29 protein-coding genes and 4 pseudogenes are annotated in these 26815 nt (G+C 75.8%); 11 read left to right on the top strand and 22 right to left on the bottom strand.

Going from position 1 to position 26815, the window contains the following annotated elements; genetic code table 11:
• Window positions 1–48: 48 nt before the first annotated feature.
• Window positions 49–483, bottom strand: a complete 435-nt coding sequence (locus ABEB13_RS34580) for an SRPBCC family protein (RefSeq protein WP_345708633.1) — start codon at window positions 481–483, stop codon at window positions 49–51.
• A gap of 299 nt (window positions 484–782) precedes the next feature.
• On the opposite strand from ABEB13_RS34580, the gene ABEB13_RS34575 reads away from it, so the two are divergent.
• Window positions 783–1199: a hypothetical protein gene (locus ABEB13_RS34575; RefSeq protein ID WP_345708632.1), complete on the top strand. Its 417-nt coding sequence runs from the start codon at window positions 783–785 to the stop codon at window positions 1197–1199.
• A gap of 49 nt (window positions 1200–1248) precedes the next feature.
• Here the strand turns inward: ABEB13_RS34575 and ABEB13_RS34570 are convergent, their stop codons facing one another.
• Window positions 1249–1752 (bottom strand): RICIN domain-containing protein, encoded by a 504-nt coding sequence (locus ABEB13_RS34570; RefSeq protein WP_100887204.1) that lies wholly within the window; start codon window positions 1750–1752, stop codon window positions 1249–1251.
• A gap of 306 nt (window positions 1753–2058) precedes the next feature.
• On the opposite strand from ABEB13_RS34570, the gene ABEB13_RS34565 reads away from it, so the two are divergent.
• Window positions 2059–2544 (top strand): DUF427 domain-containing protein, encoded by a 486-nt coding sequence (locus tag ABEB13_RS34565; protein ID WP_345708631.1) that lies wholly within the window; start codon window positions 2059–2061, stop codon window positions 2542–2544.
• 30 nt (window positions 2545–2574) lie between these two features.
• Here the strand turns inward: ABEB13_RS34565 and ABEB13_RS34560 are convergent, their stop codons facing one another.
• The 3 genes from ABEB13_RS34560 to ABEB13_RS34550 all read right to left on the bottom strand — a co-directional run bounded on the left by ABEB13_RS34560 (window position 2575) and on the right by ABEB13_RS34550 (window position 4192).
• Window positions 2575–3414, bottom strand: coding sequence for a carboxylate-amine ligase (locus ABEB13_RS34560; protein ID WP_345709926.1), 840 nt, complete (start codon window positions 3412–3414; stop codon window positions 2575–2577).
• The gene (locus ABEB13_RS34555; RefSeq protein WP_345708630.1) at window positions 3366–3671 is read right to left on the bottom strand and encodes a glutamate-cysteine ligase family protein; all 306 of its coding nucleotides are present in this window, start codon (window positions 3669–3671) and stop codon (window positions 3366–3368) included. The genes ABEB13_RS34560 and ABEB13_RS34555 overlap by 49 nt, the downstream gene beginning before the upstream one ends.
• Before the next feature lie 83 nt (window positions 3672–3754).
• Entirely contained in the window at window positions 3755–4192 is a 438-nt protein-coding gene (locus ABEB13_RS34550; protein WP_345708629.1) for a response regulator, read from the bottom strand.
• 359 nt (window positions 4193–4551) lie between these two features.
• Here ABEB13_RS34550 and ABEB13_RS40870 point away from each other — a divergent pair.
• The 3 genes and pseudogenes from ABEB13_RS40870 to ABEB13_RS40865 form a co-directional block, all read left to right on the top strand.
• Window positions 4552–6131 (top strand): annotated as a pseudogene (locus ABEB13_RS40870) (sensor histidine kinase).
• Window positions 6128–7351, top strand: coding sequence for a PP2C family protein-serine/threonine phosphatase (locus ABEB13_RS34535; protein ID WP_345708628.1), 1224 nt, complete (start codon window positions 6128–6130; stop codon window positions 7349–7351). Before ABEB13_RS40870 ends, ABEB13_RS34535 begins: the two are co-directional and overlap by 4 nt.
• A 91-nt stretch (window positions 7352–7442) precedes the next feature.
• Window positions 7443–7811 (top strand): annotated as a pseudogene (locus tag ABEB13_RS40865) (ATP-binding protein); the annotation flags it as partial.
• Window positions 7812–7897: 86 nt separating this feature from the next.
• On the opposite strand, the gene ABEB13_RS34530 reads toward ABEB13_RS40865, so the two are convergent.
• The 4 genes from ABEB13_RS34530 to ABEB13_RS34515 form a co-directional block, all read right to left on the bottom strand.
• Window positions 7898–8341, bottom strand: coding sequence for an SsgA family sporulation/cell division regulator (locus ABEB13_RS34530; RefSeq protein ID WP_345708627.1), 444 nt, complete (start codon window positions 8339–8341; stop codon window positions 7898–7900).
• Window positions 8342–8472: 131 nt separating this feature from the next.
• Window positions 8473–8679, bottom strand: a complete 207-nt coding sequence (locus ABEB13_RS34525) for an ATP-binding protein (RefSeq protein ID WP_345708626.1) — start codon at window positions 8677–8679, stop codon at window positions 8473–8475.
• The gene (locus tag ABEB13_RS34520) at window positions 8676–8903 is read right to left on the bottom strand and encodes an ATP-binding protein (RefSeq protein WP_345708625.1); all 228 of its coding nucleotides are present in this window, start codon (window positions 8901–8903) and stop codon (window positions 8676–8678) included. Before ABEB13_RS34520 ends, ABEB13_RS34525 begins: the two co-directional genes overlap by 4 nt.
• Before the next feature lie 83 nt (window positions 8904–8986).
• Window positions 8987–9316: an STAS domain-containing protein gene (locus tag ABEB13_RS34515; protein ID WP_345708624.1), complete on the bottom strand. Its 330-nt coding sequence runs from the start codon at window positions 9314–9316 to the stop codon at window positions 8987–8989.
• 355 nt (window positions 9317–9671) lie between these two features.
• Between ABEB13_RS34515 and ABEB13_RS34510 the strand changes: the two genes are divergently transcribed.
• On the top strand, window positions 9672–9833 hold the full coding sequence (locus tag ABEB13_RS34510; RefSeq protein WP_345708623.1) for a hypothetical protein: 162 nt from the start codon (window positions 9672–9674) through the stop codon (window positions 9831–9833).
• A complete protein-coding gene (locus ABEB13_RS34505; RefSeq protein ID WP_345708622.1) occupies window positions 9830–10138 on the top strand; it encodes a WhiB family transcriptional regulator in 309 nt (102 codons plus the stop codon). Before ABEB13_RS34510 ends, ABEB13_RS34505 begins: the two co-directional genes overlap by 4 nt.
• 57 nt (window positions 10139–10195) lie before the next feature.
• Here the strand turns inward: ABEB13_RS34505 and ABEB13_RS34500 are convergent, their stop codons facing one another.
• The 5 genes from ABEB13_RS34500 to ABEB13_RS34480 form a co-directional block, all read right to left on the bottom strand.
• Window positions 10196–10543, bottom strand: a complete 348-nt coding sequence (locus ABEB13_RS34500; RefSeq protein ID WP_345708621.1) for a PRC-barrel domain containing protein — start codon at window positions 10541–10543, stop codon at window positions 10196–10198.
• A gap of 72 nt (window positions 10544–10615) precedes the next feature.
• The gene (locus ABEB13_RS34495; protein ID WP_345708620.1) at window positions 10616–10846 is read right to left on the bottom strand and encodes a DUF6458 family protein; all 231 of its coding nucleotides are present in this window, start codon (window positions 10844–10846) and stop codon (window positions 10616–10618) included.
• Between the two features lie 164 nt (window positions 10847–11010).
• Entirely contained in the window at window positions 11011–12048 is a 1038-nt protein-coding gene (locus ABEB13_RS34490) for a mechanosensitive ion channel family protein (protein ID WP_345708619.1), read from the bottom strand.
• Between the two features lie 73 nt (window positions 12049–12121).
• Window positions 12122–12721 (bottom strand): hypothetical protein, encoded by a 600-nt coding sequence (locus ABEB13_RS34485; RefSeq protein WP_345708618.1) that lies wholly within the window; start codon window positions 12719–12721, stop codon window positions 12122–12124.
• 47 nt (window positions 12722–12768) lie between these two features.
• Window positions 12769–13404 (bottom strand): hypothetical protein, encoded by a 636-nt coding sequence (locus ABEB13_RS34480; RefSeq protein ID WP_345708617.1) that lies wholly within the window; start codon window positions 13402–13404, stop codon window positions 12769–12771.
• A 179-nt stretch (window positions 13405–13583) separates the two neighbouring features.
• Here ABEB13_RS34480 and ABEB13_RS34475 point away from each other — a divergent pair, with 179 nt between their 5' ends.
• On the top strand, window positions 13584–14027 hold the full coding sequence (locus ABEB13_RS34475) for an SsgA family sporulation/cell division regulator (protein ID WP_345708616.1): 444 nt from the start codon (window positions 13584–13586) through the stop codon (window positions 14025–14027).
• Between the two features lie 124 nt (window positions 14028–14151).
• Here ABEB13_RS34475 and ABEB13_RS34470 read toward each other — a convergent pair whose 3' ends face one another.
• Both ABEB13_RS34470 and ABEB13_RS34465 read right to left on the bottom strand, forming a co-directional pair.
• The gene (locus ABEB13_RS34470; protein WP_345708615.1) at window positions 14152–15036 is read right to left on the bottom strand and encodes an RNA polymerase sigma factor SigF; all 885 of its coding nucleotides are present in this window, start codon (window positions 15034–15036) and stop codon (window positions 14152–14154) included.
• A gap of 62 nt (window positions 15037–15098) precedes the next feature.
• Window positions 15099–16076, bottom strand: coding sequence for a YihY/virulence factor BrkB family protein (locus tag ABEB13_RS34465; protein ID WP_345708614.1), 978 nt, complete (start codon window positions 16074–16076; stop codon window positions 15099–15101).
• Between the two features lie 97 nt (window positions 16077–16173).
• Between ABEB13_RS34465 and ABEB13_RS34460 the strand changes: the two genes are divergently transcribed.
• From ABEB13_RS34460 to ABEB13_RS34450, 3 genes are all read left to right on the top strand, one after another.
• Window positions 16174–17772, top strand: coding sequence for a molybdopterin-dependent oxidoreductase (locus tag ABEB13_RS34460; protein WP_345708613.1), 1599 nt, complete (start codon window positions 16174–16176; stop codon window positions 17770–17772).
• A gap of 169 nt (window positions 17773–17941) precedes the next feature.
• Complete coding sequence (locus tag ABEB13_RS34455; protein ID WP_345708612.1) at window positions 17942–18589, top strand: fasciclin domain-containing protein; 648 nt, start codon at window positions 17942–17944, stop codon at window positions 18587–18589.
• 174 nt (window positions 18590–18763) lie between these two features.
• On the top strand, window positions 18764–19999 hold the full coding sequence (locus ABEB13_RS34450; RefSeq protein ID WP_345708611.1) for an FAD-dependent oxidoreductase: 1236 nt from the start codon (window positions 18764–18766) through the stop codon (window positions 19997–19999).
• Window positions 20000–20114: 115 nt separating this feature from the next.
• Here ABEB13_RS34450 and ABEB13_RS34445 read toward each other — a convergent pair.
• The 6 genes and pseudogenes from ABEB13_RS34445 to ABEB13_RS40860 all read right to left on the bottom strand — a co-directional run.
• Window positions 20115–21628, bottom strand: a pseudogene (locus ABEB13_RS34445) (cryptochrome/photolyase family protein).
• Window positions 21625–22137 (bottom strand): DUF4383 domain-containing protein, encoded by a 513-nt coding sequence (locus ABEB13_RS34440; protein ID WP_345708610.1) that lies wholly within the window; start codon window positions 22135–22137, stop codon window positions 21625–21627. The pseudogene ABEB13_RS34445 and the gene ABEB13_RS34440 overlap by 4 nt, the downstream one beginning before the upstream one ends.
• Before the next feature lie 99 nt (window positions 22138–22236).
• Window positions 22237–23565, bottom strand: coding sequence for a cryptochrome/photolyase family protein (locus ABEB13_RS34435; RefSeq protein ID WP_345708609.1), 1329 nt, complete (start codon window positions 23563–23565; stop codon window positions 22237–22239).
• Window positions 23562–24392 (bottom strand): DUF1295 domain-containing protein, encoded by an 831-nt coding sequence (locus ABEB13_RS34430; protein ID WP_345709924.1) that lies wholly within the window; start codon window positions 24390–24392, stop codon window positions 23562–23564. Before ABEB13_RS34430 ends, ABEB13_RS34435 begins: the two co-directional genes overlap by 4 nt.
• The gene (locus ABEB13_RS34425) at window positions 24389–25657 is read right to left on the bottom strand and encodes a class I SAM-dependent methyltransferase (RefSeq protein WP_345708608.1); all 1269 of its coding nucleotides are present in this window, start codon (window positions 25655–25657) and stop codon (window positions 24389–24391) included. Before ABEB13_RS34425 ends, ABEB13_RS34430 begins: the two co-directional genes overlap by 4 nt.
• An 85-nt stretch (window positions 25658–25742) precedes the next feature.
• Window positions 25743–26552, bottom strand: a pseudogene (locus ABEB13_RS40860) (class I SAM-dependent methyltransferase); the annotation flags it as partial.
• Between the last annotated feature and the right edge of the window lie 263 nt (window positions 26553–26815).

Genomic DNA, 26815 nt, shown 5'->3' with positions numbered 1-26815 from the left:
CGGACCGACCGTGCCTCCGGCGGGTCGCCGTCCGCCGGGCCTCGGGCCTCACCGCCCGGCGGCGAGCACCTCGGGCAGCCGGACGGCGACCCGGTCGGCGAGCCGTTCGAACTCGGTGCGCAGCAACGGTGCGACGAGCCGGGCGAGGCCCTTGAACTCCAGCGTCGCACGGTAGTCGACGACCGTGGAGTCCCCGGCCGCACCGAACACGAGATCGTCGGTGGCGGTCACCGTGCGGTTCGTGCCGACGAACACCAGCCGGGCCGCCTCCCGCCGGTCGAGGCGGTAGTCGAGTTCGGTCGTCCGGCCGCGGAAGCGCGAGACGTTGCGCCAGCGCGCCCCGACGGCCACCGGCCCGTCGTCGACCCGGGCGCAGCTCACCGTGCCCGGGTCCCAGCTCTCGGTGTTGCCGAAGTCGGCGAGGTAGGCGACCACCTCGTCGAGCGGCCGTTCCACCGTGATGGTCCTGTGCACCGCGACCATGGCACCGTCCTCTCCCGCGGCCCCTCGGCGGGGCGCTCTCCGGGCGTGCCCGTGCGGCCCGCCGTCACCGGTGCTTCGGAGCCGTGGCGGCGCCGGATCGGTCCGGGTGTCCGGCGGGAGGGAGGCGCGGCGCGTGCGCGGCGGCGGTCTGCGCCGAAACCTCCGGGGCGATCACGGACCGTGCAGGTGTACGGGCGCTCCGTGCGGGCAGCCGGGAGTCGGGGCGGCCGCCTGTCGCCCCGGTGGTCCGGGGCCGTTCCGGCCGGGGCCGCCACCGCCGTGCCGAGGGAGCCACCGTCATGAACCGTCCCGTGCCGCCGCACCTGTCGGCCGCGGAGCTGACCGCCGAGGCCGCCGAGCTGATCCGGGCCGCCGGGCTCGGCACCCGGGAGGGCGGCCGTCCCGGCCTGCTGCACCCGGCCGACGCCGCCGAGGCGGTCGGCGCGCTGGCCGGCCTGGCCGGCCACCTTCCCGAGCTGCTGGACCAGCTCGCCACGTTCCTGAGCAGTGAGCAGGCGGCCGGGCGGATCGGCCCGGCCTCGGGCGGGACGGAGTTCGATGCCATCCGGGCCGCCCGGGACGCCCGGGAGCAGCTGTACGAGGCCGGCCGGACGGCGGCGCTGCTGGCGGCCTCCGTCTCGGCGGCGGCGGCCGTGCTGGCACCGCTCGGCGCGGTCGGGACGCCCGTCGGCCCGGCGGCCTCCCCGCACGCGTGACCGCGACGGCGGCCCGCCCCCGCACGGTCCGGGGGCGGGCCGCCGGAGGTCAGCGCGCCGGGACGATCTGCCAGCGCTGGTTGGGGTGGATGAACTCGCCGCAGTCCCGGACGAAGACCGCGTCCCCGTCGGTGTCCAGACAGTTCAGCGTCTGCTTGTTCTGCAGGGTCACCACCGGACCGGCCTTGTTCTTCTCCCACCAGTGCTGGAAGTCGCCGCTGTTGCAGGCGTGCGAGTACGCCCAGGTGCCGTCGTTGTCGACGCACTGCCCGGAGGCCACGCCCTTGTAGACGACCGACCCGTCGCCGAGCACCTCGCGGGTGAAGAGCTGGTGCAGTTCGTCGCCGTCGCACGTCCGCAGGCGGTAGTTGTGGCCGCCACCGGGGGTGTCGAAGATGCACAGGCCGAACGAGGCGCTGCGGAACTGCACCAGCTGGAACGGCGCGGGGGCGGGGCCGGGCTCGGCCAGGGCCGGGGCCGCGCCGGCCAGCGGGAGGGCGAGGGCCGCGCAGAGGGCCGGCAGCAGGGATCGGACGGAAGGCGATGCGCGCACGCGCGTGATCCTTTCGGGGACGGGGCGGGGACGACCGGGGGCGCACAGCAGGATCCCGGGCCGGTCTGCGGCGAGCGTAAGGGCCGATCAGCCGATCATCGGTGAGGCCTTGCGGCGCAGGTCCGGCGCACCGGCGCACGTCACCCGACCGGCGCACGTCACCCCACCGACGCAGGGCAGCCGGACGATGCGGCACAGGCGGACGCCCCGGGGACCCAACCGCACCGCCGGCCGCTCCGAACCCCGGGTGGGGAGCCGACCGCTCGGCCTGCCCGGACACGCCGGGCCCCGACCCGAGGAGTGACGATGAAGGACACGAGCCGCCCGGTCGAGTCGGTGTGGGACTACCCGCGCCCGCCGCGCGTCGAGGCGGCGGACGGCCGGCGGGTGACGGTCCGGTTCGGCGGCCGCACCGTCGCGGAGAGCACCGAGTCCCTGCGGGTCCTGGAGACCAGCCATCCGCCGGTGTACTACCTGCCTCCCACCGCCGTCGCCCCGGGCCTGCTCGTCCCGTCCCGCCACCGCACCTGGTGCGAGTGGAAGGGCCACGCGGTCCACTGGGACCTGGTCGTCGACGGTGTGCGCAGCGCCGACGCCGCCTGGAGCTACCCGGAGCCGTCCCCGGGCTTCGAGCCGATCCGCGGCCACCTGGCCTTCTACCCGTCCCGCGTGGAGCGCTGCACCGTGGACGGCGAGGTGGTGGAGGCGCAGCCGGGCGACTTCTACGGCGGCTGGATCACCCCGGAGATCCGCGGCCCCTTCAAGGGCGGGCCCGGCACGGCTGGCTGGTGAGCGCACGGGGCCGGCCGCCGCCACCGCGGTTCAGCCCGCGAGTGCGGAGGCGAGCAGGCCCCGCGCCAGGCCGTCCCGGCCGCCGTCGGCGTACCAGGCTCGCTGTCGCCGGGCGCCGTTGCCGTCGGCTTCGAACCGCTTCAGCCCGTCCCGGACGTCGGGCCCGTCGCCGGCGGCCGCCAGGCCCGGTTCGGCGAACTCCAGCAGCGCGGCCACCGCGTCCGCCGCGGTACGGGAGGTGCCGTCGGAGGGGAGGATGAGCGGACCGGCCAGACCGGTGCGGGCGGCGTGCCAGGTGGCCGCGCGGAGCAGTTCGCCCGGCGGGTCCTCGCGGGGAAGGCCCTGCCGCTCGGCGAGCACCGCGGCCGTGACCAGGGCCCGGACCAGCCCGGCCACGCACCGGGCGTCGGCGACGGTGAGCTGCACGTCCGCCGCCCGCACCTCGACGGTCGGGTAGCTGTCGGACAGCCGGGCCTGCCAGTAGAGCTGCCCGCCGTCCGTGATCGCGCCGGCCCGCAGCAGGGCGTCCACCCTGGCGCGGTGGTCGGCGGCGTCCCGGAAGGCGGGCGGGGGCCCGCCGACCGCCCAGCGGTCGAAGGTGACCGTCCGCCAGCTGGCGAAGCGGCTGTCCTCGCCCTGCCAGATCGGGGAGTTCGCGGCCACCGCCACCAGCACCGGCAGCCACGGCCGGATCCGGTTCAGGGCCGCCACCCGCTCCTCCTCGTCGGGCACGCCGACGTGCACGTGCATGCCGTTCAGCATCAAGTCCCCGACGAGCAGCGGCGCCTGCCGGTGCGCGGCCCGGTAGCGCTCCTTGCGGGTCACCGGAACGGGCTCCCCGGCGCCGAACGGCGCCGCGCCGACCGGCAGGATCCGGCAGCCGTGCTGCGCGGCGGCCCCTGCAGGGCGGCCCGCATCCGGGCCAGGTGCCGGGAGACCGCGTCGAGGTCCTCGCAGACCGGCGTGGCGACCTCGACCTGCACCTGGAGCAGTTCGTGCTGCGCCTCGCTCGGGCGCAGCGCGGGCCTCAGGTCGGCGGCGGCCAGCACCGCCTCGGCACGCGGGACGGGCTCGCAGGTCGACGGATCGACCAGCAGGTACTCTTCCTCGACTCCCAGCGTCAGCATGCCGCCCCGGCTACCCGTCCTGGACGTGCCCAACCGTGCCCGCCGGCGGCGCCCCGCGCCGGGGCCGTGGGGAGGCCGCGCGGTCAGTCCGAGGCCGGGCGGACGGCGGTCTCGCGGTAGAAGGACTCGATGCTGCGCACCGCCCGGGTGAAGTCGTCGAGGTTCACCGGCTTGGTCACGTAAGCGTTGGCGTGCCGGCGGTAGGCGGAGGAGACGTCGTCCGGGGCGGCCGACGTGGTCAGGACCACGACCGGGATGGTCTTGAGGTCCTCGTCGTTCTTCAGGACGGACAGCAGTTCCGTCCCGCTCATCCGCGGCATGTTGAGGTCGAGCACGATGAGGTCGGGGCGGATCTCGTCCTGCGAGCGGAGGTGGTCGAGGGCGGCGATGCCGTCCGGGACCTGGCTGATCGAGCGGACGGCGCCGCCGTCGAGCAGCGCGTCCTCGATCAGCATCGCGTCGGCCGCGTCGTCCTCCACGAGCAGGACGCGGTAGGGGCCGGCGGGAACGGATGTGGTCATGTCACTACTCCGGGTTTCGGGGGCTGCGGGCACGGAACTGCCGCTTGGTGCGGGGCCACACCGTCCGGGTGGTGCCGCCGGGACGTTCACAGGTGAGAACGGGATCGATCGGGGTACCCGGCATACTCGCAACCTTATTGATCCGCTGCCGGGCACGACAAGCGGCCCCCGCCACACGCTAACGTGGCGTCCGCCGTGCACACCGGCGTTAGGCGACCTCCCGCCACGCCAGGGGCGGAAGACGACGGAAGGCACACAGCGTGGCACAGTCCCCGGCGGCAGGCGCCGCCGCGCCCGACGGCGCCCGGCCCCGTCCCGCCCCACCGGGCCGACGGGCCCCGTGGACGACCCGGCGGTGGCTGCGGGTCGGGGTCGCCGGCGCCCTCGCCGTGCTGACCTCGCTCAGCGTGCTCGGCTGGGCCGTCCTCGTCCACGCCGGCACGGTCAACAACCGCCTGGTCGACCGGACGTCCCCCGCGCTGATCGCGGCCGGGCGCATGGAGACCGCCCTGGTCGACCAGGAGTCCGGTGTCCGCGGCTACGGGCTCACCGGGCGCACCGAGTTCCTGGAGCCGTACACCCGCGGACTCGCGCTCCAGCAGGAGAGCGAGTCCGAGCTGTCCGGCCTGCTGACCGGTGACGACCCGTCGGCGGCGGACCTCGCCACGCTGACCGCGGCCGCCGACTCCTGGCAGCGGACGGCCGCGCGGCCCGTGGCCGCCGCCCCGGCGGGCGCACCGGTCGCCGAGGCGGAACGGAACGCCACCGACGCCAAACGCTCCTTCGACGCCGTCCGGGCCGCCTCCACCCGCCTCCAGGACGGACTGCGGCACGAGCGGGCGGTCGACCGGGCCGCCCTGGAGACCGTCCGGGTGCAGCGCAACGTGGTCTTCGGCTGCATCATGGCCGTGATCGTGGCGCTCGCCGCCCTGATCTTCGAGGCGCTGCGGCGCGGGGTGACCACGCCGCTCGGCCGACTCGCCGAGGACACCGACGCGGTGGCCGGCGGCGTCTTCGACCGGCAGATCGGCGAGAGCGGGCCGGCGGACCTGCGCAGCCTGGCCGCCAGCGTGGAGGCCATGCGCCGGCGCCTGGTCGACGAGGTGGCCTCCGCCGACCACGCGCGGGCGCTGCTCGCCGACCAGACGGCCGACCTCCAGCGGTCCAACGCGGAGCTGGAACAGTTCGCCTACGTGGCCTCCCATGACCTCCAGGAGCCGCTGCGCAAGGTCGCCAGCTTCTGCCAGCTGCTGGAGCGCCGCTACGCCGAGCAGCTCGACGACCGGGCCCGGCAGTACATCGCCTTCGCGGTGGACGGCGCGAACCGGATGCAGACGCTGATCAACGACCTGCTGGAGTTCTCCCGGGTCGGGCGCGTCCACAGCGGACAGGCGCCGGTCGACCTGGAGGCGCTGCTGCGCGCCACCGAGGACGGCCTCGGCGTCCAGATCGAGGAGACCGGTGCGACGGTCACCCACGACCCGCTGCCGACCGTCGAGGGCGACGCCACCCAGCTCGGCATCCTGCTGCAGAACCTGGTCAGCAACGCGGTGAAGTTCCACTCCCCGACCGGCCGGCACAGGTCCACCTGTCCGCCGAGCGCTCCGCGGCGGGCTGGACGTTCGCCGTCGCGGACAACGGCATCGGGATCGCCCCCGAGTTCGCGGACAAGGTGTTCGTCATCTTCCAGCGACTGCACACCCGCGACGCCTACCCGGGCAACGGGATCGGGCTGGCGATGTGCAAGAAGATCGTCGAGTTCCACGGCGGCACGATCGGCATCGACCGCGCCCACTCCCCCGGGACCCGCCTGGTGTTCACGCTGCCCGCCACCGAGGAAGCCGGTCCGGACGCGCCGGCTGCCGTGCCGGCCGCACGGGCGGAGTCCGCCGGGCAGGGCGGCGAGCACGGTGCCGGGCCGCAGGAGGCCCTGCGATGACCCGGACCGACCCGGCGCCGCCGCTCCCGCGGCCCCGGCCCACCTCCGCACCGCCGGTGCCCGCCCCGGTGGACGAGCACTACCGCATCCTGCTCATCGAGGACGATCCCGGCGACGCGCTGCTCGTCGAGGAGATGCTCACCGACACCGACCTGCGGTACACGCTCCGGCACCGGACGACCATGGCGCAGGCGCTCGCCCACCTGGCACGGGAGGCGGCCGACTGCGTCCTGCTGGACCTCCACCTCACCGACGCCTCCGGCGTGGAGGGCGTCGACTCGGTGCTGCGCGCCGCGCCCGACACCGCCGTCATCGTCCTGACCGGGCTGGTGGACGCGGGCGCCGGCTCCCGTGCGGTGGCCACCGGCGCCCAGGACTACCTCGTCAAGGGCCTGGTCGACGCCCAGCTGCTGCAGCGCGCCGTCCGGTACGCCGTGCACCGCAAGGAGGCCGGCCGGGCCGCCGCCGAGCTGCGGGAGAACCAGATCCGCGCCCAGGAGAACGCCCGCCTGGAACGCGGCCTGCTGCCGGCACCACTGCTCACCTCCGCCGACGTCACCGTCGCCAGCCGCTACCTTCCCGGGCGCGAACGCGCCCTGCTGGGCGGCGACTTCCTCGACGTCGTGCAGACCTCGGACGGCTGCCTGCACGCCCTCATCGGCGACGTCAGCGGGCACGGCCCGGACGAGGCCGCACTCGGCGTCTGCCTGCGCATCACCTGGCGCGCCCTGACCCTGGCCGGGCACCGCGACACCGAGCTGCTCGCCCTGCTGGAACAGGTGCTGGTCGCCGAACGCACCCGGCCGGACGTCTTCGCCACCTGTGCCACGCTCACCCTCTCCCCGGACCGCGGGCGGGCCGTCGTCCACCTCGCGGGCCACCACGCCCCGCTGCTGCGGAGCGAACAGGGGTGGCGCGACGCGGACGCCCCGAACGGCATCGCGCTGGGCATGCTGCCCGGGCACGGCGGCTGGGAGGCGGCCGAGTTCCGGCTGCCGCCGAGCGGCGCCCTGCTGCTGTTCACCGACGGCCTGATCGAGGGCCACGTCGGGGACGGCCCCGACCGGCTCGGCACCGAGGGGCTGGTCGCGCTCGTCCGCGACGCCGGCCCGCTGGCGCCCGACCGCCTGCTGGACCACCTGGTCACCACCGCCGACGCGCTCAACCGCGGCCGGCACTCCGACGACCTGGCGATCCTGCACCTCGCCTGGGGGACCTGACCGCCCCGGGCGGCAGGCGGCAGGTGTGCCGTCGGCGAACGCGGCAAGCAGACAGGAGAGGGCCGCGAACACGAGAGGGAAGGTGCGGGCGATGACGACGGAGCACAGGACGGCACGGCGGACGGTGGCCGTGCCGATGGCGGAGCCGGCCCCGCGGGCGGCCCGCGAACTCGTCCGGCGGACCCTCCACGAGGTGCTGCGGGACGACGGCCGCGGCATGCCGGCCGCGGTCGTGGACGACGCCGAGCTCGCCGTCTCCGAGCTGGTCACCAACGCCGTCCGGCACGGCGGCCCGCCGATCGCCCTGCGGCTGGTGGTGACCGACGACCGGGTGAGCATCGAGGTGCGCGACGGCGGGAACGGGCACCCGGTGCTGCGCCGGCCGGACGCCGACGCGGTGTCCGGCCGCGGGCTCGCCCTCGTCCGGGCGGTGGCCGAGGAGTGGGGGTGCGGCAGGACGGTGCGGGCAAGGTCGTGCACGCCACGCTGCTGCTGCGCCGGGCTCCGGCGGCCGCCTGACCGCACGACCACCGGGTCGCGGAGCGGTCAGGAGTCGGCGATCCGCAGCAGTGCCTCGACGGTGTCGGGCCAGTGGACGTGCCGGTGCTCCGTCCCGGGCCGCACCGCGTCGGCGGTGGCACTCAGGAAGGAGCGGAGATCGGCCGTCCCGACCAGCGCCAGCGCGACCCCCAGCGGGTGGTGGAACTCCAGCTCGGTGAGGCGCTCGTCGAACGGGAACAGCCGGAAGTCCCCCTCGCCCGCCGGGCCCCGGACACCGGCCCACAGCAGCTCCCGGGAGACCCGCCAGCTGACCTCACCGCCTTCGGCGACCTCCGGGCCGACCGCAGCGGGTGCCGACAACTCGGCGGCCGCGGTGGGAAAGTCGAGCACGACCGCGTACGGGTCCTCGGAGTCGTAGCGCAGCACGAGCGGCACCACGCTCGGCACGGGAACGGGTATGCATGCGGCGCCGGCCTGCGCGATCCTCACGTTCGACTCCCCAGGGACGTCCGAAGCGGTCGGCGGCCGTCTGCCCCCGATCTCCCGGTCCATGCCGAGCTCCGGATCCGTGCCGGCGGTACGCGCGTGGTCGCCCCCTGACCGGGCGGCCCCGCGTCCGGTCAGCCGACGTCCGCGGGCCGGGCGATCTCGGCCCAGACGGCCTTGCCGCCGTCGGTCGGCTCCACGCCCCACTGCGAGCTGAGCCGGCCGACGATGTGCAGGCCGTGGCCGCCCGGCCGCGACGACTGGTGCGGGCTGCGCGGCTGCGGCGCGCCCTGGCCCGCGTCGAACACCTCGACCCGTACGGCGGTCTGCTTCAGCGTCACCACGAGCTCGATCGGCCCCCGGCGTGCAGGCACGCGTTGGAGACCAGCTCGGAGACGATCAACCGGACGTCCTCGTCCAGCAGCTCGTCGTCGGCCAGCCCCCAGTCGCGCAGCGCCTTGGCGGTGAACTCCCGGCCGAGACCGACCTGCCCGGCGGGGCCGAAGCGGTAGCGGCGCCGCTGCCCCACGACGGGCCCGTCGGCGGTCTGCGAACTGCTGCTCATGTCCTCACCCTGGTGGAAATCCGGCACGTCCCTGGAATGCCCTGCCCGGGGGCCTCCTGTCCCAGGGCGGCCCGGCGTGGTGCTCATCCGGCTGCACACGCCTCCTCCACCGAGTCGAAGACCCGGAAGACCGCCCCGGCCCCGGTCAGTTCGAACAGCCTGCTCAACTGCGGCCGGGGCTCGGCCAGCACGAGCGGCACCCCGGCCCCTTCGGCGTCCAGCCGAAGCCGCAGCAGCAGGTTGAGGCCGGAGGAGTCGCAGAAGCCGACCCCGGAGAGGTCGACGCAGAGCAGACCCGGCGCGGAGGCCACGATCTCCCTCAGCGGCCCCTCGACCCCGGCCAGTCCGTCCAGGTCGAGGTCGCCCGCCAGGGAGCAGACCAGCGCCCCGTCCGGGCCGGGGGCGGTACGCACCGCCCCCTCGACCTCGGAGGTGCGAACCGCTTCCGGACCAGTGCCCGGCTCACCGCTGCCCATCGTCTCCCAGTCCTCCACAAGCTGCCGCCGGCATGCTGCCGACCGGCCCCGTTCCTCAGGTGCACCCGGCCCGCCGACTTCGATCGGCCGACCAGGGGCACGGTACCCGGTGGCGGGCTTCTTCTCACCCCCATCAGGCCGACGAAACCTCCCGGATCCACCGGTGTCACCGCCGCGAACGGGGGTAGACGCGCCGCACTGTGGCCGCGGGACCGCGGCCGCACCGTTCGGGAGGGAGCACGACGATGGCGCACGGAGCACGTCCGGAACCGGCCCGCGGCGGGGGTGCCCGATGACCTTCCCCGCCGACATGGCCCGCCGACCCTCCGGCCGCGAACTCGTGGACCGGCTCGGTTTCGCCCTCCGGCACGGCGTCTGGCTCGCCGTCGCCCGGGTGCCCGGGCCGGACCGCCCGTCGCCCCTTCCCGCCTGCCGCCCGAAGGAGACGTCATGACGAAGAACATCGCACGGCTGCCCGGGCCCGCCGGGTCCACCCGGCAGTGGCAGCGCCGGGCCGCCTGCCGGGAGACCGACGGCGACCTGTTCTACCACCCGGCCGGCGAGCGCGGTGCCGACCACGACGCCCGGGACTCCCGCGCCAAGCGGGTCTGTGCCCGCTGCCCCGTCCGCGAGCACTGCCTGGCCTTCTCGCTGCGCACCCGGGAGACCTACGGGGTCTGGGGCGGCCTCACCGAGGAGGAGCGGCACGCGCTGCTCAGCCGGGCCCGCCGCCGTTCCGGGCACCGCACCCCGGCCTGACCGTGCGGGTGTGCAGCGGGGCCGGGTTCCCCGGCCCCGCTGCACACCCGCACGTCCTCAGATCAGCGGGCGGTAGTACGCGCCGAGCGTCCGCACGTAGTCCGGCGACAGCACCGCCGTCAGGTGGACGTACTCCGGCGCGGCCTTGATCTCGTCCTTCGTCCGGCCGACGTGGACGGTCCGCGCCTCGTGGTCGATCCCGGTCACCGTGCCCGCCGGCAGCAGCACCTGGTGACCGAAGATCCACGGACCGGTGTCCACCACCAGGTGGGCACCGTCGGTGTCGGCCGAGTGCCGGTCGACCTTGCCGATCCGGCCGTCCGCCGCCTCCACCGCGTACCCGGTGAGGTCCGCGCCGACCGTCCAGCCGGTCTCCGGGCGGTGGTTCCACAGCTCGTCCTTCATCGTCGTCTCCGTTCGTGCGTCGGGTGTCGTGCCGCAGGCCCTGCCGTGCGTCGTCCGCGTCGTGGCGACGGGTCAGATGCCCTCGTGGTAGCGGCGTTCCTCGACCACGACGTCGTCCACCGGGCGGCCGCCGAGCACCCGCCGGCGGCCCAGCACGCTGGCGTACACGACGACGCCGAGCAGGCCGGCCGCCATCAGGACGATGCCGACCACGGTCAGGTCGACGCCGGAGAAGTGCCAGTTCACGCCGAAGGTGAGAATCGCGCCGATGGCGAAGAGGATGATGCAGCCGCCGATGCCCATGATGGGTCCCTCCGTGGGGGTGGGTCACGGCCCCCGGCGGGGCCCGCGGCGCGTCTACCCGCTGCCCGCACCCGTATCCGTGCCGGTTCCCGGTCCGCTGACGGGACGTCGACGGCAGCGGGCCGCGGTCGGGCCTGCGACCGGGCCCGGGACCGGGCTCGCGGTCAGGCGGCCGTCCGGTCGAGGGTCACCCGCGGCAGGGCCTCCGGGTGCGCCTCGCGCAGGAAGCCGATCAGCCGCTCGCGCATCCAGCAGCGCAGTTCGAAGGCGTCGGAGGCGCTGCGCGCCGTCATCAACGCCCGGACCACGATGGTGCTCGGGGTGGTGTCCACCACCTGGAGCGCGCTGCCCCGGCCGTCCCACCACTCGCTCTCCTTCAGCAGCCGGCCGAACTCCGCCCGCAGGTCGTCCATGGGCGTGCGGTGGTCGAGGTGCAGCACGGCGGTGCCGGTGATGGCGGGATCGCGGCGGGACCAGTTCTCGAAGGGCTTGCCGACGAAGTAGGACACCGGCATCACGATGCGCCGCTGGTCCCAGGTCGTGATCACCACGTAGGTGAGGGTGATCTCCTCGACGGTGCCCCAGTCCCCGGCGACCACGACCTCGTCGCCGAGCCGGACCATGTCGCCGAAGGCCAGCTGGATCCCGGCGAACAGGTTGGCCAGGGTGCTCTGGGCGGCGACGCCGACCACCAGGCCGAGGATCCCGGCCGAGGCCAGCAGGCTGGCGCCGACCGAGCGGACGGCCGGGAAGGTCATCAGTGCCGCCGCCAGGGCCACCACCGCGATGCCCGCGCTGGCCAGCCGGCGCAGCATGCCGGTCTGGGTCCGCACCCGGCGGATCCGTGCCGGGTCGCGGCGCTCGGTGGCGTAGCGGGCCAGCGAGGTGTCGATCAGCAGGGCGACCACGCGGGCCAGCAGCCAGCTGCCGGAGGCCAGCGCGAACAGCACCAGGCCGTGCCGGACGGGGCCGCGGACCGGGTCCGGCAGCCCTGCGCCCGGCTCGGCGGCGAGCATCAGGAGGGCGCCGAAGGTGAGCAGCACCGGCACCCGGCACGGCCGCAGCAGGCCGCGCAGCGGGCTGGTGGCCATCCGCGGGGCGAGGCGGCGGGAGAGGCGCAGGGCAGTGCGGTCCAGGACGAGGGCCGTGAGGACGACCGCCGCGGCGACGGCGACGGGCCGCAGGGCGCTCCACAGGGACATGGTTCTCCTTCCGTGCAGCGGCCCGGGTCCCGGCGGCCGGTCGGCGCGCCGGGGCCCGGGCCGCGGGGGTCGGTCAGGACGCGAGGAGGCGGTCCAGGACGCTGCGGTAGTCGCGCAGGGCGAGCCGGAGCTCCTCGGTGCCGGTCGGGTGGCCGGCCGGGCCGTCCTGGCCCGCGCGCAGGCCCTCCCGGCGGCGCCGGACGGCCTCGGCGACCAGGTCCGCGGCCCGGGCGACGAGTGCGTCGGCCTGCTCGACCGCGCCGGCCGGGTCGTCGACGAAGCCCGCCTGGACGGAGCTCCACTCGGCGGACAGCACCTCGACCCGCTGCGGTTCCAGCCAGCTGCCCAAGGCGCCGTCCGGACGGTCGGGCTGCCCGGCGCGGTCACGGTCACGGTCGGCACGGTCACGGTCGCGCTCGCGGGCGGTGCGGTCGAGGTCGGCGGGCTCGGACCCGGGGTCGGCGGGCTCGGGGCGGGGGTCGGCGGGCTCGGGGCGGGCGGGGGCCGCGGTGCGGGGCGAGGAGGCGTCCGGCTGGCGCGGGACGGTCGTGCGCAGCGGGCCCGCCGGGGTCTTCTCCGGTCCGGCGGACGGCGCGGGCGAGGCGTCGACGAAGCGGCCGCGGGCCGGCTCGGCGGATCGGCGGTCGGGGTTCTGGGGGCGGTCGGCGGTCATCTCTCTCCCTCGGGTGGCAGTGCTGGTCGTGGGGTTCGGTCGGGCCGTCAGCCGTGCCCGGGGACCGGGGTGCGGGCGACGCCGTCGGCAGGACGCTGCGCGGCGGGCGCGGGGCTCGTGCCGGCGGACGCGCGGCCCTTGCCGGCCGGTCCGGGGCGGCCGGGGTCGCGGTCGAGGACGGCGCGGGTGAGGGTGCGGACGGCCAGCAGGGCGGTGCGCAGGTCCTCCGTCCCGGCGGTCGCCGTGCGGGCCTGGTCCAGGGTGGAGTGGGCGCCGCGGTAGGCCGTCAGGAGGTCCGCGTGGTCGACGGAGAGCGCCTGGATCCTGCCCTGCTGCGGGTAGCCCGCCCGGTCCAGCACGGACTGGAGCAGCCGCTCGGTGTCGGCGGCGGCCCGCAGCGGGTCGTCGACGAACAGGACCTGCAGACGGCGGAGTTCGTCCTCCGCCTCGGCCCGGTCGGGCTGCGGCAGGCGCTTCAGGTCCAGTCCGCGGTGCAGGGCGACCCGCTCGCCGAGTTCGCGTTCGGCGGCGGCGGTGTCGCCCTTGTGGCCGCGGACGGCGCGGTCGTACTCGGGGCCGAAGCGGCTGCGCAGGCGGCGTGTTCTGAGCCGGCGCAGGACGAGCGGGGTCACCGCCAGGGCGGCGGCCACCAGGACCACGAGGACGATGGCCACGGTTGTCATGCCGTTCTCCTTCCGGGAGTGGTGCGCGGGCTGCGCCGGACAGGGCGTCATGCCCCGCGCGGCGCCGGTTCGTCGGCCGCCTTGCCGCTGTGGCGCCGCGCAAACACCCCGGCATGGATCCCGTGCGCGGGGGCAGGCGACGGGCACCCGAAACGCCGTACGCCCCGGAGGGACGCAGCATGGTGGACATCATCGAGTGGCACACGACCGCACGCTTCGGGCCGCCGCATCCGCGGACCGTGCGGGTGGTCCTGCGCTACCGCACGGACGACCCGTATGCGGTCGAGCTGTGCTTCCCCGGGCCGGCCCGGCTGACGGCCACCCTGGTCGTGGAGGACGGCGGCGCGGTCGAGGACGGCCCGCAGTGGACGGTGGGCCGGGACCTGCTGCGGGAGGGCCGGTTCGGCGAGGCCGGGATCGGGGACCTGCGGGTGCGGCCGGACGGTGTCGGCGGCGTCCGGCTGGCGTTCCGGTCCGCCGGGGGCGAGGCCAGCGTCCGGCTGGACGAGCGGGATCTGACCGCCTTCCTGGAGGGCAGCTACCAGCTCGTCCCGATGGGCACCGAGTCGGCTGCCGTCGACTGGCCGCGGACGGCGGAGGAGTTCCTCGGGCGGGCGTACTGAGCGCCCGCCGGGCCCGCCCGCGTCCCCCGGCGGGGACACGCGCCGGTCCCCCGGCGGTCGGGGCCGCCGGGGGACCGGGGTGTGCGGGTGGTGCCGGCGGGCCGCAGGACCCGCCGGCGGTCGATCAGGCGGCGTCGCCGAGCAGCCCCGCGCGCAGACCGGCCAGGATGCGGGCCAGCAGCCGCGAGACGTGCATCTGGGAGACGCCGAGTTCGGCGCCGATCTCCGCCTGCGTCATCTCCTCGACGAAGCGCATGTGCAGGATCCGGCGGTCCCGTTCGCCGAGCGCGGCGACCATCGGCTTGAGGGTCTGCAGGTTGTCGACCTTCTCGAGACCGGGGTCGTGCCGGCCGAGCCGCTGGAGCAGGGAGCCGTCGCCGCCCTCGCCCTCCTCGCGCAGGTCGAGGGAGCCGGCGGTGTGCGCGTTGCCGGCCACCATGCCCTCGACGACCTCTTCCTCGGTGATGCCGAGGTGGGCGGCGAGCTCGGCGACGGTCGCCGGGCGGCCGAGGGTCTGCTCCAGGTGGTCGCGGCCCTTGGCGATCGCGAGCCGCAGCTCCTGCAGCCGCCGGGGCACGTGCACGGCCCAGGTGGTGTCGCGGAAGAAGCGCTTGATCTCGCCGACCACGGTCGGGATCGCGAAGGTCACGAACTCCAGTCCGCGGGTCGGGTCGAACCGGTCGATCGCCTTGATCAGGCCGATGGTGCCGACCTGGACGATGTCCTCCATCGGCTCGCCGCTCTGCCGGAACCGGCGGGCGACGTAGCGCACCAGGGAGACGTTCAGTTCGATCAGGGTGCCGCGGACGTACGAGTACTCGGCGGAGCCCTCCTCCAGGGTCCGGAGGCGCTCCAGCAGGCTCGCCGAGAGTGCCTTGGCGTCCGCAGGGGCAACCGCGGACGGGTCGTCGATCACCGGCCCGTCCAGTACGGGGGCGGGCTGCTGCTCGGCCCCGGCGCACCGGCCGGCTGCCGGCGGAACAGTCCCGATCGTCGACACTTCACTCATCACTGCCATGGCCGTCCCTTCCGTGGGTTCGTCGGCGGCTCGCATGCCCGGGCATGCGCGCCTCAGACACCCGGGCGCCGATCGGCACGGAAGGAGTCCGACTCCTTCACATCTCCTCCATGACCGTCACCCCCGTCCGCCTCCCGGCGGGCCGCGTCCAGCGCCAGACCGAGCAGCAGGGCGACGTTGGAGAGCCAGAGCCACACCAGGCTGACCGCAACGCCCGCGAGCGCCCCGTACATGCGGTCGAACGACCCCACCGCGCGGACGAACCAGCCGAACCCGGCGGACGCCGCCAGCCAGGACAGCACCGCCAGGACACTGCCCGCCGACACGAACCGCCGCCCGCCGCGCGGGGCGTCCGGCGCCACCCGGTAGAGCGCGGCGACCGCGAACACGGCGACCACGGCGAGCACGGGCCAGCGAGCGACCTGCCAGACGGCCTGCACGGCCCGGCCGAGACCGAGCGCGTCGCCCAGGGCGGCCGTCGTCGGCCCGCTCACCACGACCGCCAGCGCCGCGCAGCCCAGCAGGACCGCAGGGGCCAGGGTCAGCCCCAACCGCAGCGTCAGGACCTTCCACCACGGCCGGCCCTCGGTCACGCCGAGCACCGCGTTCGCGGTGCGGACGAACGCGCCGACGTACCCGGAGGCGGACCAGAGCGCGGTGAGCAGCCCGGCCACCGCCAGCCAGCCGAGGCCGCCGTGGCCCTCCGACTGGCGGGCGGCCGTCCGCAGCAGGTCCCCGACCGCGCCCGGGGCGATCCGATCGAGCACGCCCGGCAGCCGGTCCGTCGAGGACGCCGCGCCGGGCACGGCCAGGAGCACGGCCAGCAGCACCGCCGTCGCCGGGAAGGCGGCCAGCACCCCGTAGTACGTCAGTGCGGCCGCCCGGTCGGTGAGTTCGCCGTCCCACAGGCCGACGGCCACCCGGCGCACGGCCGCCCACCGGCGCGCGGCCGCGCCGTACCGCCGCGGGGCGCCGTCCGCGGGCAGGGCGGGCGGCGGGCCGGCCGGGCCGGTTTCACTCAGTGGTCCCATGCCGGACGTGTGTCCGGGGCGGCGCGTTCCACGCCCGGGGCGGGGTCCGTTCCGCAATCGTCACCCATCCGGGCGGCCGACGGCGCCGAACGGGGGTGTGAGCAACCCGACGACCTCCACCGCGAGGCCCCCCGCAGCGCGACGCCCGACCGGGCGCCTCGCCCGCACCGCCGGGGCAGCCCTGATCGGCCTGGCGGCCGCTGCGGTGGCGGTCGGAGCCGGCGAACTCGTCGCCGCGTTCAGCGGCCCCGACGGCGCGCCGGTGGTGGCGGTCGGCTCCGCCGCGATCGACCTGACGCCGACTCCGCTCAAGGAGTACGCCGTCCGCACCTTCGGCACCCGCGACAAGGAGGTGCTGCTCGGCGGCATCTACCTGACGGTGGCCGCCCTCGCGGCCCTCGGCGGGCTGCTCGCGGTGCGCCGACCCGCCGTCGGGGCCGCCGTGTTCGCGGCGTTCGGCGGGGTCGGGACCTGGGCCGCCCTGTCCCGGCCCAGTGCGGCCACCGCGGACGCGGCACCGTCCGTGGTGGCCGGCCTGGCCGCCGCCGCCACGGTGTACCTGCTCGCCCGCGCCTGGCGCCGGGCGACCGCGGGGCCCGGCCCGGAGGAGGACGGAACAGCGGGGCCGAGCCGGCGCGCGGTGCTGGCCGCCGCGGGCGGCACCGTGGCGGTGGCCGCGCTCGGCACCACCGGCGGGCGGGCGCTGTCCGACCGCCGCTACGACGTGGCGAAGGCCCGGGCCGCCGTCCGACTGCCCGCCCCCGCCGTCCGGGCGGCCCCGCTCCCGGCCGCGGCCCACCCGCGAGTACCCGGCCTGTCCCCCTTCGCCACACCGACCGGTGACTTCTACCGGGTGGACACCGCGCTGACGCTGCCCCGGATCGACCCGCGCCGCTGGTCGCTGCGGGTGCACGGGCTGGTCGACCACCCGCTGCTGATCGGCTTCGACGAGCTGCTCGCGATGCCGCTGGAGGAGCTGGACTCCACGCTGACCTGCGTCTCCAACGAGGTGGGCGGGCGGTACGCGTCCACCACCCGCTGGCTCGGCGCCTCGCTGCCGGCCCTGCTGCGGCGGGCCGGGGTGCAGCGCGGCGCCGACCAACTGGTGGGCCGTTCCAAGGACGGGATGACCATCGGCACGCCGCTGGAGTCCGTCCTGGACGGCCGGCGCGCACTGCTGGCGGTGGCCATGGACGGCGAGGCGCTGCCGATCCCGCACGGGTTCCCGTGCCGGACGGTGGTGCCCGGCTTCTACGGCTACACCTCCGCCACCAAGTGGCTGGTCGACCTGGAGGTCACCACCTTCGCCGCCTTCGACCCGTACTGGGTCAAGCGCGGCTGGGACCGGACGGGCACCGTCCGGACGGCCTCCCGGATCGAGGTCCCGGCCCCGTTCGCCCGAGTACCCGCCGGGGACGTCACGGTCGCCGGCACCGCCTGGGCCACCCACCGCGGGATCGCCGCCGTGGAGGTCCGGGTGGACGGCGGCGGCTGGGAGGAGTGCCTCCTCGCCGCCGACGCCGGCCCCGACCTGTGGCGCCAGTGGAGCCACACCTGGACGGGCGCGAAGCCCGGCACCCACCGCATCGAGGTGCGCGCCACCGACACCACCGGCGCCGTCCAGACCGAGGCCCGGGCCGCCCCCTTCCCGGCCGGAGCCACGGGCTGGCACAGCACCGTGGTGACGGTCACCTGACCCCCGTACCGACGACCGGCCCCACAGGGCCGACCCGACCCGACCCGACACCACGCCCGACCCGACACCACGCCCGACCCGCGGCGGTCCGGACGGCGGCACCGCCGTGCCCGGAACACCCCGCACCGACCGGCCCACCGGCCGCTCGCCGAATCCCGAGGAGTACCCGATGTTCCGCACCACCACCCGCCGTTCCTCCCTCGTCGCGCTGGCCTGCGCCGGTGCGCTCGCCGCCGGCCTGACCGCGTGCAGCAGCGGATCCGGGTCGACGTCGGCCGCCTCGCCCGCCGCGACCACGTCCGCCGCCGCGTCGCCGTCCGCGGCGACCGGGTCGGCCGTGGCCGACCAGCCGTTCGGCGCGGCCTGCGCCGCGGTACCGAAGGACGGCGCCGGCTCCTTCACCGGGATGGCCCAGGACCCGGTCGCCACGGCCGCGTCGCACAACCCGCTGCTGTCCACCCTGGTCACCGCCGTCCAGCAGGCCGGCCTCGTCGACACCCTCAACTCGGCCCAGAACATCACCGTGTTCGCACCGACCAACGACGCCTTCGCGAAGATCCCGAAGGCCGACCTGGACGCCCTGCTCGCCGACAAGGCCAAGCTCACCAAGGTGCTCACCTACCACGTCGTGCCGCAGCCGCTGGCCCCGGCCGCGCTGGCCGGCAGTCACAAGACCCTGGAGGGCAGCGAGGTGAAGGTCACCGGCTCCGGCGAGAACTTCACCGTCAACGACAACTCCAAGGTGCTGTGCGGCAACGTGAAGACTGCCAACGCTACGGTGTACATCGTCGACACCGTGCTGATGCCGACCTCCTGACACCGGGTCGGACGCCACCGGCGGGCCCGCCGCCCCCGCGAAGCGGAGCGGCGGGCCCGCGTGGCGTCCTCGGACGGCCGGGCCGAGCCGCTTGACTGGCCGGGGAGCGGTGCCGTCCGGGTGACCGGGCGTCCGGCCGGCCCCGGAAACCGACGGACCTGACGAGGAGACGGTATGGCGCCCGGCACAGCAGCGGTGGACGTGATCGTGGCGGGCGCGGGGGCCGCCGGGCTGGCCTGCGCGCAGGACCTGTACGCGGCCGGGCTGCGGGTCCTGGTGGTCGAGGCCTCGGACGCCGTCGGCGGCCGGATGCGCACCGACGCCCTCCGCGGGTTCCGGCTCGACCGCGGCTTCCAGGTCTTCAACACCGCCTATCCGCAGGTGCGCCGCCGGCTGGCCCTGAAGGACCTGCGGCTGCACCCGTTCACCCCCGGTTTCGTGCTGTCCGGCGCCCGCGGCCGGTACCGGTTCGCCGACCCGACCCGTCGGCCCGACCAGGCCGCGGACCTGCTGCCGGGCCGCCTCGCGCCGCTGCGCGACGTCCTCGCGCTGGGGCTGCTCGGCGCCCGCGACATGGTGCTGCCGGCGGCGCTGCTGCGGTGCGGCCCGGACGTCCCCACCGAGCGTGCGCTCCGTCGCGTGCTGTCGGCCCGCACGGTGGACGAGGTGATGCGGCCGTTCCTCGCCGGAGTGTTCCTGGAGAACGGCCTGGAGACCTCCAGCCGGTACTTCCACCTGGTGTGGCGCAGCATGCTGCGCGGCACGCTCTGCCTGCCCGAGCAGGGCATCGGCGCGGTGCCGCGGGCACTGGCGGCGGCGCTGCCGCCGGGCACCGTCCGGCTGGAGGCGCCGGTCGCGGCGCTGACGGCCGACGGGGTGGTCCTGGGCGACGGCACCGAACTGGCGGCGCGGACGGTGGTGGTGGCCACCGAGGCGGCCGCGGCGGCCAGGCTGCTGCCGGGTCTGGCGGTGCCTCCCGCCCGCTCCGTCACGACGCTGTACCACGCGGCGCCGGTGAGCCCGCTGGCCGAGCCGACGCTGGTGGTCGACTCCGACGGGGTGGTGCTCAACTCGGTGGTGCTGTCCGAGGTGGTGCCGGGCTGCGCGGGCGACGGGCGGGCGCTGGTGTCGACGTCGGTGCTCGGCACGGCCGCGGACGAGCCGACGGTGCGGGCGCGGCTGGCCGAGCTGTACGAGGCGGACACCTCCGGTTGGGAGCACCTGGCCGACTACCCGATCGCGGCGGCGCTGCCCGCCATGCCGGCGCCGCACCCGCTGTCGCGGAGCACCCGGTTCGGGCCCGGCCGCTACGTCTGCGGGGACCACCGGGCGACCGGCTCGGTGCAGGGGGCGCTGGGCTCCGGTGCCCGGGCCGCCCGCGAGGTACTGGCCGACCTCGGGCTGCGCTGACGCCCCCGCCGGGCCGCGGTCACGGCTGGCTGCGGTCGTCCCGGGCCGCGGTCACGGCGGGCCGCGGTCGTCCCGGGCCGCGGTCACGGCGGGCCGCGGTCGTCCCGGGCTGCGGTCACGGCGGGTCCTGGCCGCGGTCGCGTTCCTGGGCCAGCAGCTCCGGCAGCCCGCTCAGCCGGTCGAGCCCGGCGGCCGCGCGGGCGGTGCGGGGGTTGGCGGCGAGCAGGCCGCGGTGGCGGTGGACGAACGCCCAGTAGCCGGCGGTGAACGGGCAGGCGTGCGCGCCGAGCCGGTCCCCGGCCGGTAGCGGCAGGGCCCGCAGAAGTCGCTCATCCGGTGCAGGTAGGCGCCGCCCGCCGCGTACGGCTTGGTGGTCATCCGGCCGCCGTCGGCGTACTGGGACATGCCGACCACGTTGGGCAGCATCACCCAGTCGTAGCCGTCGACGAAGCACCGGTGGAACCAGTCGGTGACGGCCCGCGGGTCCCAGCCGTGCTGCAGCGCCCAGTTGCCGAGCACCATCAGCCGCGGGATGTGGTGCACCCAGCCGGTGTCGCGGACCTCTGCGAGGGTGCGGGACAGGCACCGGGCGTCGACCGCCTCGGCGTCCAGGTCGGCGAACCAGTCGGGCAGCGGGGTGCGGTGGCCCAGCGCGTCCGCCGTGCGGTACTCCTCGCCGAGGTACCAGTAGAGCTGCCAGACGTACTCGCGCCAGCCCGCCACCTGGCGGACGAAGCCCTCGACGCTGTTCAGCGGCGCCGCGCCCGCGCGGTACGCCAGTTCGGCGCGGCGCACGCACTCCTCGGGGTCGAGGAGGCCGAGGTTCAGCGGGACGGACAGCAGGCTGTGCGCCATCCACGGGTCGTCGTGCAGCATGGCGTCCTCCCACCGGCCGAAGTGCGGCAGCCGGGCGGTGACGAAGTGCTCCAGGGCCTCCAGGGCCTCGGCCCGGGTGGCCGCGAAGCGCCGCGGGCCGTCGCGGCCCACGAAGGACACCTCGCCGGCCCGCTCCCAGCGGTCCAGGTCGGCCCGGACCTCCTCGTCGATCGCGTCCTCCTCGGGCCACCGGGGCGGCTCGACCGGCAGGGTGCCGGCGCCGCGCGGCGGCGGTTCCCGGTTGTCGTGGTCCAGGTTCCAGCGGCCGCCGGCCGGCTCCCCGGCACCGTCCAGCAGCAGGCCGTGGGCGCGCCGGACCCGGCGGTAGAAGTCCTCCATGAGCAGACGTCGCTCACCCCGTCCGTCGGCCCAGCGGCGGAAGTCGGCGAAGTCCACCAGGAACCCGCGCGGCCCGAGGACCTCCGTCTGCGGCAGCCGCTCGACGAGGCCGAGCGCGGCCCGCGAGGTGGGGTGGTGAACGGTCGTGCGGCGGCGGCCGACGGCCTGCCGCAGGCCCTCCCGGTAGGTGTCGGCCCGCACGTGGCGGGCCCGGTCGCCGAGTTCGGCCGCACGGTGCCGCAGGGCCGACAGGACGAGATGGGCCTTGGCGCGGTGGAAGCGGCGGCGCCGGAACACGGACCGGGCCTCGATCAGGACGATCTCGGCGTGCTCGGCCGGTCCGTGCTCCGACGGGTCGGTGAAGTGCGGTCCCAGCTGGTCGGCGAAGACCCAGTGCGGGCGGGGCGACGTCACGAGGCGCGGCCACCGATCGCCGTGCGCGGCGGCCGAGCGGCGGGGGCCGCGTCCGGGTGCCGGCTGCGCCAGTACGGGTTGTCGAGCGGCAGCTTGCCGGACACCCGGCCGTACATGCCGAAGGTGGCGATGACGAAGCCCATGACGAAGCTGAAGACCACGTTGGGGATCCGGAAGGCGAGGAGGTTGGCGCCCGAGTCCAGCAGCGCCAGGTTGACGAAGCCGCTGAGGACGAACAGCGCACCGACCACGATGTTGACGGTCGAGGCGGTGTTGCCGCCGATCGCCGCACCGGCGATCAGCACCAGGGCGACGACGATAGAGACGAGGCTGAGCAGGCCGTTGCTGGAGAGGCCGGCGACCTGTTCACCGTGGGTGGAGAAGAAGTCCAGGCCGTCGGCGAGGCCGAGGCAGCCGAAGACCAGCAGGGCCGCGCCGCAGAGGCCGGCGCCGATCCGGTAGACCCGGGCCAGCCGGTGGTCGACGGGGAGCTCATCGCGGAGATCCATGGTGCTGCTCCGATCCGGAGGGGCTCGTCGCCCCGGTACCGCCATCGTGGGCCGCCCGCGGGCGGCCCACGTGTTGCAGCGTTCGCGCACCGCTTCGGCTCAGTCCAGGCCGCGGGCGTGGCGCAGCCGGGCGGAGGTGTCCTGCGGGTCGACGATGGGTGCCGGGTAGCCGGCCGGGGGCTCGGGCAGCTTCCAGGGGCGGTGCACGGCCCGGCCGGGCACATCGGCGAGCTCCGGCACCCAGCGGCGCACGTAGGTGCCGTCCGGGTCGAAGCGGTCGGCCTGGACGGTCGGGTTGAGCACCCGGTTGGGGCGGGTGTCGGTGCCGGTGCCGGCCACCCACTGCCAGTTCAGCTGGTTGTTGGCGAGGTCGCCGTCGACCAGCAGGGACAGGAAGTGCCGGGCGCCGATCCGCCAGTCCTGGTAGAGCGTCTTGGTGAGGAAGCAGGCCGTCAGCAGCCGGGCCCGGTTGTGCATCCAGCCCTCGTGGGCGAGCTGGCGCATGCCCGCGTCGACGATCGGGAAGCCGGTGCGGCCCTGCCGCCAGGCCTCGGTCTCGGCCTCGTCGTGGCGCCACCGGTCGCCCTTGCCCCGGTAGTTCTGCCAGGCGGCGGACGGCCGCGCGGCGAGCACCTGGTGGTGGAAGTCCCGCCAGACCAGCTGCCGGACGAACGCCTCGGCGCCCTCGCCGCCGCGCCCGGAGGCGAGGTGGACGAGCTCCGCGGCCGAGAGGCAGCCGAAGTGCAGGTACGGCGAGAGGTGGGAGGTGCCGTCGGCGGCGAGGTCGTCGTGCAGGTCGGCGTAGCCGTCCACGTCCCAGTCGCGCCAGAGCCGACGGGCGGCGCCCTCGCCGCCCTCGGGCAGCCCGGGCGAGTCGGGCCGCACCCGCGGGATCGGCTCGCTGCGCGGGCCGTCCGGGGTGCGCAGGGCGCGCGGCGCGGCGTGCGGGACGCGCCGCGCGGTCTGCTGCCAGGCACGGAAGTACGGGGTGAAGACCGCGTAGTGGTCCTTGCCGGCGGGGGTGACGGCGCCGGGAGCAGCGGCCGTCAGCGAGGCGTCGTGCACGTGCAGCCGGTCGCCGAACTCCTTGCGCAGCTCGCTCTCGCGGCGGTGGGCGAAGGCGCTGACCCCGGCGGCGACGTGCACCGAGACGGCGTCGACCTCGCGGGCTAGTCGGGCGGTCTCCTCGGCGGCGCGGCCGCGGCGCAGCACCAGCCGGCCGCCGATCCGGCGCAGCGAGGCGTCGAGGTCGGCGAGGCAGTCGCCGAGGAAGGCCTGCCGGTTGGCGGCGGCGAAGCCCGCGGCGGCGATGTCGGGGTCGAGGACGAACAGCGGCACCACCTCGTCGGCGGCGGCGTGGGCGGCGTGCAGCACGGGGTTGTCGTGCAGCCGGAGGTCCTGGCTGAGCAGGGCGACGGAGACGGTCATCGGGAGGGCCCAGGGGTCGGTGGATGCGGACGGTTGCGGGGTGGCAGCGGGAGGAAGCCGCTGGTCCGGGCGGTGTACTCGGCCCAGCCCGGCTTGCTGGCACCCATCTGGCGCTCCAGCATCGGCTTGCCGCTGCCGAAGGCCAACAGATACGTCATCAGGACGGGGCTGAGGACGAAGGCCCAGCCGATCGGCGTGTCGGCGGAGAGCAGGAACAGGCCCCACCAGACGCAGGCGTCGCCGAAGTAGTTGGGGTGGCGGGTGTAGCGCCACAGCCCGCGGTCCATCACCCGGCCGCGGTTGGCCGGGTCGGCCTTGAAGCGGCTCAGCTGGCGGTCGCCGACGGCCTCGAAGAACAGGCCGACGGCCCACAGGGCGGTGCCCGCCCAGGCGAGCGGGCCGAGCGGGTCGGGCAGGTACTGCGCGACCTGCACGGGCAGGGAGACGAACCAGACGAGGCCCGCCTGGAGCAGGTAGACCATCCGCAGGGCGTACCAGGTGCGGCGCGGGCCGGCGGGGGCGCGCGAGAGCATCTTCGCGTAGCGCGGGTCCTCGTCCGTGCCCCGCGAGCGGTGCCCGATGTGGGCGGACAGCCGCAGGCCCCAGACGGTGACCAGGACGGTGGCCAGCAGCCGCCGCCCGTCGTCGCCGTGCCCGGCGGACAGGCCGTAGCCGGTGAGGGCGACGGCGGTGAAGCCGATCCCCCAGGCGACGTCGACGCCGCGGTGCCGGCCCGTCCGCACGCCCACGGCGAAGGCGGCCAGCATGACGAGGAGCGAGGCACCGAGCGTGGCCGCCAGGTTGACCGCGAACGCGCTGCCGTTCACGGCGCCTCCGCGTACCACTCGGCCGGGGTGGCCGGTGCGCCGGAGGCTCCGGCCGTGGTGGGGCGGACGGCGAGGATCTGGTCGACGCCCATCCGGCGCTCGGCGAACGCGAGGGAGCTGCCGGCCATGTAGAGCCGCCAGAGCCGCACGGTCGGCTCGCCGACCAGGTCGGTGAAGTCGGCGAGGTGCTCCTCCAGCCGGTCGTGCCAGGCGTCGATCGTCCGGGCGTAGTGCTCTCGCATCGCCTCGACGTTGCGCACCTCCAGGCCGGCGTCCTCCAGCATCGCGACGGTGGCGCCGACCGGCCGCATCGACATGTCCGGGGCGATGTAGGTCTCGATGAAGGCGCCGCCGCCGGGAGCGTTCGCGCCGCGGGACATCTGCTGGACGAGCAGCCGCCCCTCGGGGCGGAGCAGTCCGTGCAGGCGGGCGGCGAACTCCGGGTACCGGCCGTCGCCGACGTGTTCGCCCATCTCGACGCAGCTGATCGCGTCGTACGGGCCGTCGGCGAGTTCGCGGTAGTCCTGGAGCCGGATCCCGACCCGGTCGGTGAGGCCCGCCTCGGCCACCGCGGCCGTGGCGTGGGCGTGCTGACGGGCGGAGAGGGTGACACCGGTGACCCGGGCACCGTACTCCCGGGCGGCGTGCAGGGCGAGGGCTCCCCAGCCGCAGCCGACGTCGAGCAGCCTGCTGCCGGGCTCCAGGCCGAGCTTGCGGCAGATCAGGTCGAACTTGGCCGTCTGCGCGGCGGCCAGTGTGTCCGCCTTGGGCGTCCAGTAGGCGCAGGAGTAGGCCGTCGCGGGGCCGAGCAGCAGGGCGTAGAACTCGTTGGAGAGGTCGTAGTGGTGGCTGATGACGGCGCGGTCCCGGGAGCGGCTGTGCAGCGCGCCGCCGACCCGGGCCCGCCCGGCCGGCGGGACGGGGCGCGGACCGAGGACGCCGAGCCGCGCGGCGGCGGCGAGCAGGCCGGGCCAGTCGGCGAGGCGGGGGCGGAGGGGGCCGCGGCCGGCGAGGGCGGCGCGGACGCTGCTCAGGCCGCCGGCGAGGTCGCCCTCCACGTCGAGGTCGCCGGTGATGTAGGCGTCGGCGAGGCCGAGTTCGCCGGGCTGCCAGAGCAGCCGGCGCAGCGCCCGGCGGTTGCGCAGCACGACCACGGGCGCGTCGGCCGGGCCCGCGGTGGAGCCGTCCCAGGCGCGCAGCCGGAACGGCAGCGGGCCGTCGAGGAGGCCGGTGAGCAGGGGTTCGAGCTGGGCGGCGGCGGTCATCGGGTCTCCCCTCGCGGGTCAGGAGCAGCTGCTGGACGTCGAGGTAGCCGGTGCGGAAGCCGGCCTCGGAGTAGGCGAGGTAGAGCTCCCACATGCGGCGGAAGACCCGGTCGAAGCCGAGCGCGGAGACCTGTTCGGCCCGGTCGGTGAAACGCTCCCGCCACAGCCGGAGGGTCTCGGCGTAGTGCGGGCCGTAGCCGTGGGCCTCGGCCAGGCGCAGGGTGGTGTGCTTCTCGGCGGTCTGCCGGATGGCGGCGACGGAGGGGATGAGTCCGCCCGGGAAGATGTACTTGAGGATCCAGGTGTAGGTCTCGCTGCTGGCGAGCATCCGGTCGTGCGGCATGGTGATGGCCTGCAGGGCGACCTTGCCGCCGGGGGCCAGCACGCGGTCCAGGGTGGCGAAGTAGTCGGGCCAGAAGGGGCGGCCGACGGCCTCGATCATCTCGACGCTGACCACGGCGTCGTACTCGCCGTCGGCGGCGCGGTAGTCGCACAGCCGCACCTCGGCGCGGTCGCTCTGTCCGGCGTCGGCGATCCGGCGGCGGGCGAGGGCGAGCTGCTCCTCGGAGAGGGTGAGGCTGACGACGCGGGCGCCGCGGGCGGCGGCGCGCAGGGCGAGTTCGCCCCAGCCGGTGCCGATCTCCAGGACGCGGCTGCCGGGACCGACGGCGGCGAGGTCGAGCAGCCGGTCGATCTTCCGGTGCTGGGCCTCGGGGAGGGTGTCCCAGGCCGCCTCGGGCCGGCCGTCCGCACCGGTCGGGAAGACCGCCGAGGAGTAGGTCATGGTCGGGTCGAGGAAGAGCGCGAACAGCTCGTTCGACAGGTCGTAGTGGCGGCGGATGTTCTGCTGGGCGTTGTCGGCGGTGGAGAGTTCGGCGTCCGGCGGGCGCTGCACGTAGAGGCGGCGCAGCCACTGCGCGCCGGTGGGGACGAGGGTCTCGGGGGCGGTGGCGAGCGCGGTCAGCAGGGCGACGAGGTCGGGGGCGTCCCAGTCGCCGGCCTGGTAGGACTCGCCGAAGCCGATCAGGCCGCTCGCGCCGACCCGGTGCAGGAAGGCCTCGGGGCGGTGCAGGCGCAGCACGGGTGCGCCGGCGGGTGCGCTCACCAGGGCCCGGCCGCCGGGGAGTTCGACGCGCAGGCCGCGCCGGCGGGCGACCC

This window comes from Kitasatospora paranensis (assembly GCF_039544005.1).
Lineage (GTDB): Bacteria > Actinomycetota > Actinomycetes > Streptomycetales > Streptomycetaceae > Kitasatospora > Kitasatospora paranensis.
This window is presented reverse-complemented; position numbering and strand designations above follow the sequence as displayed.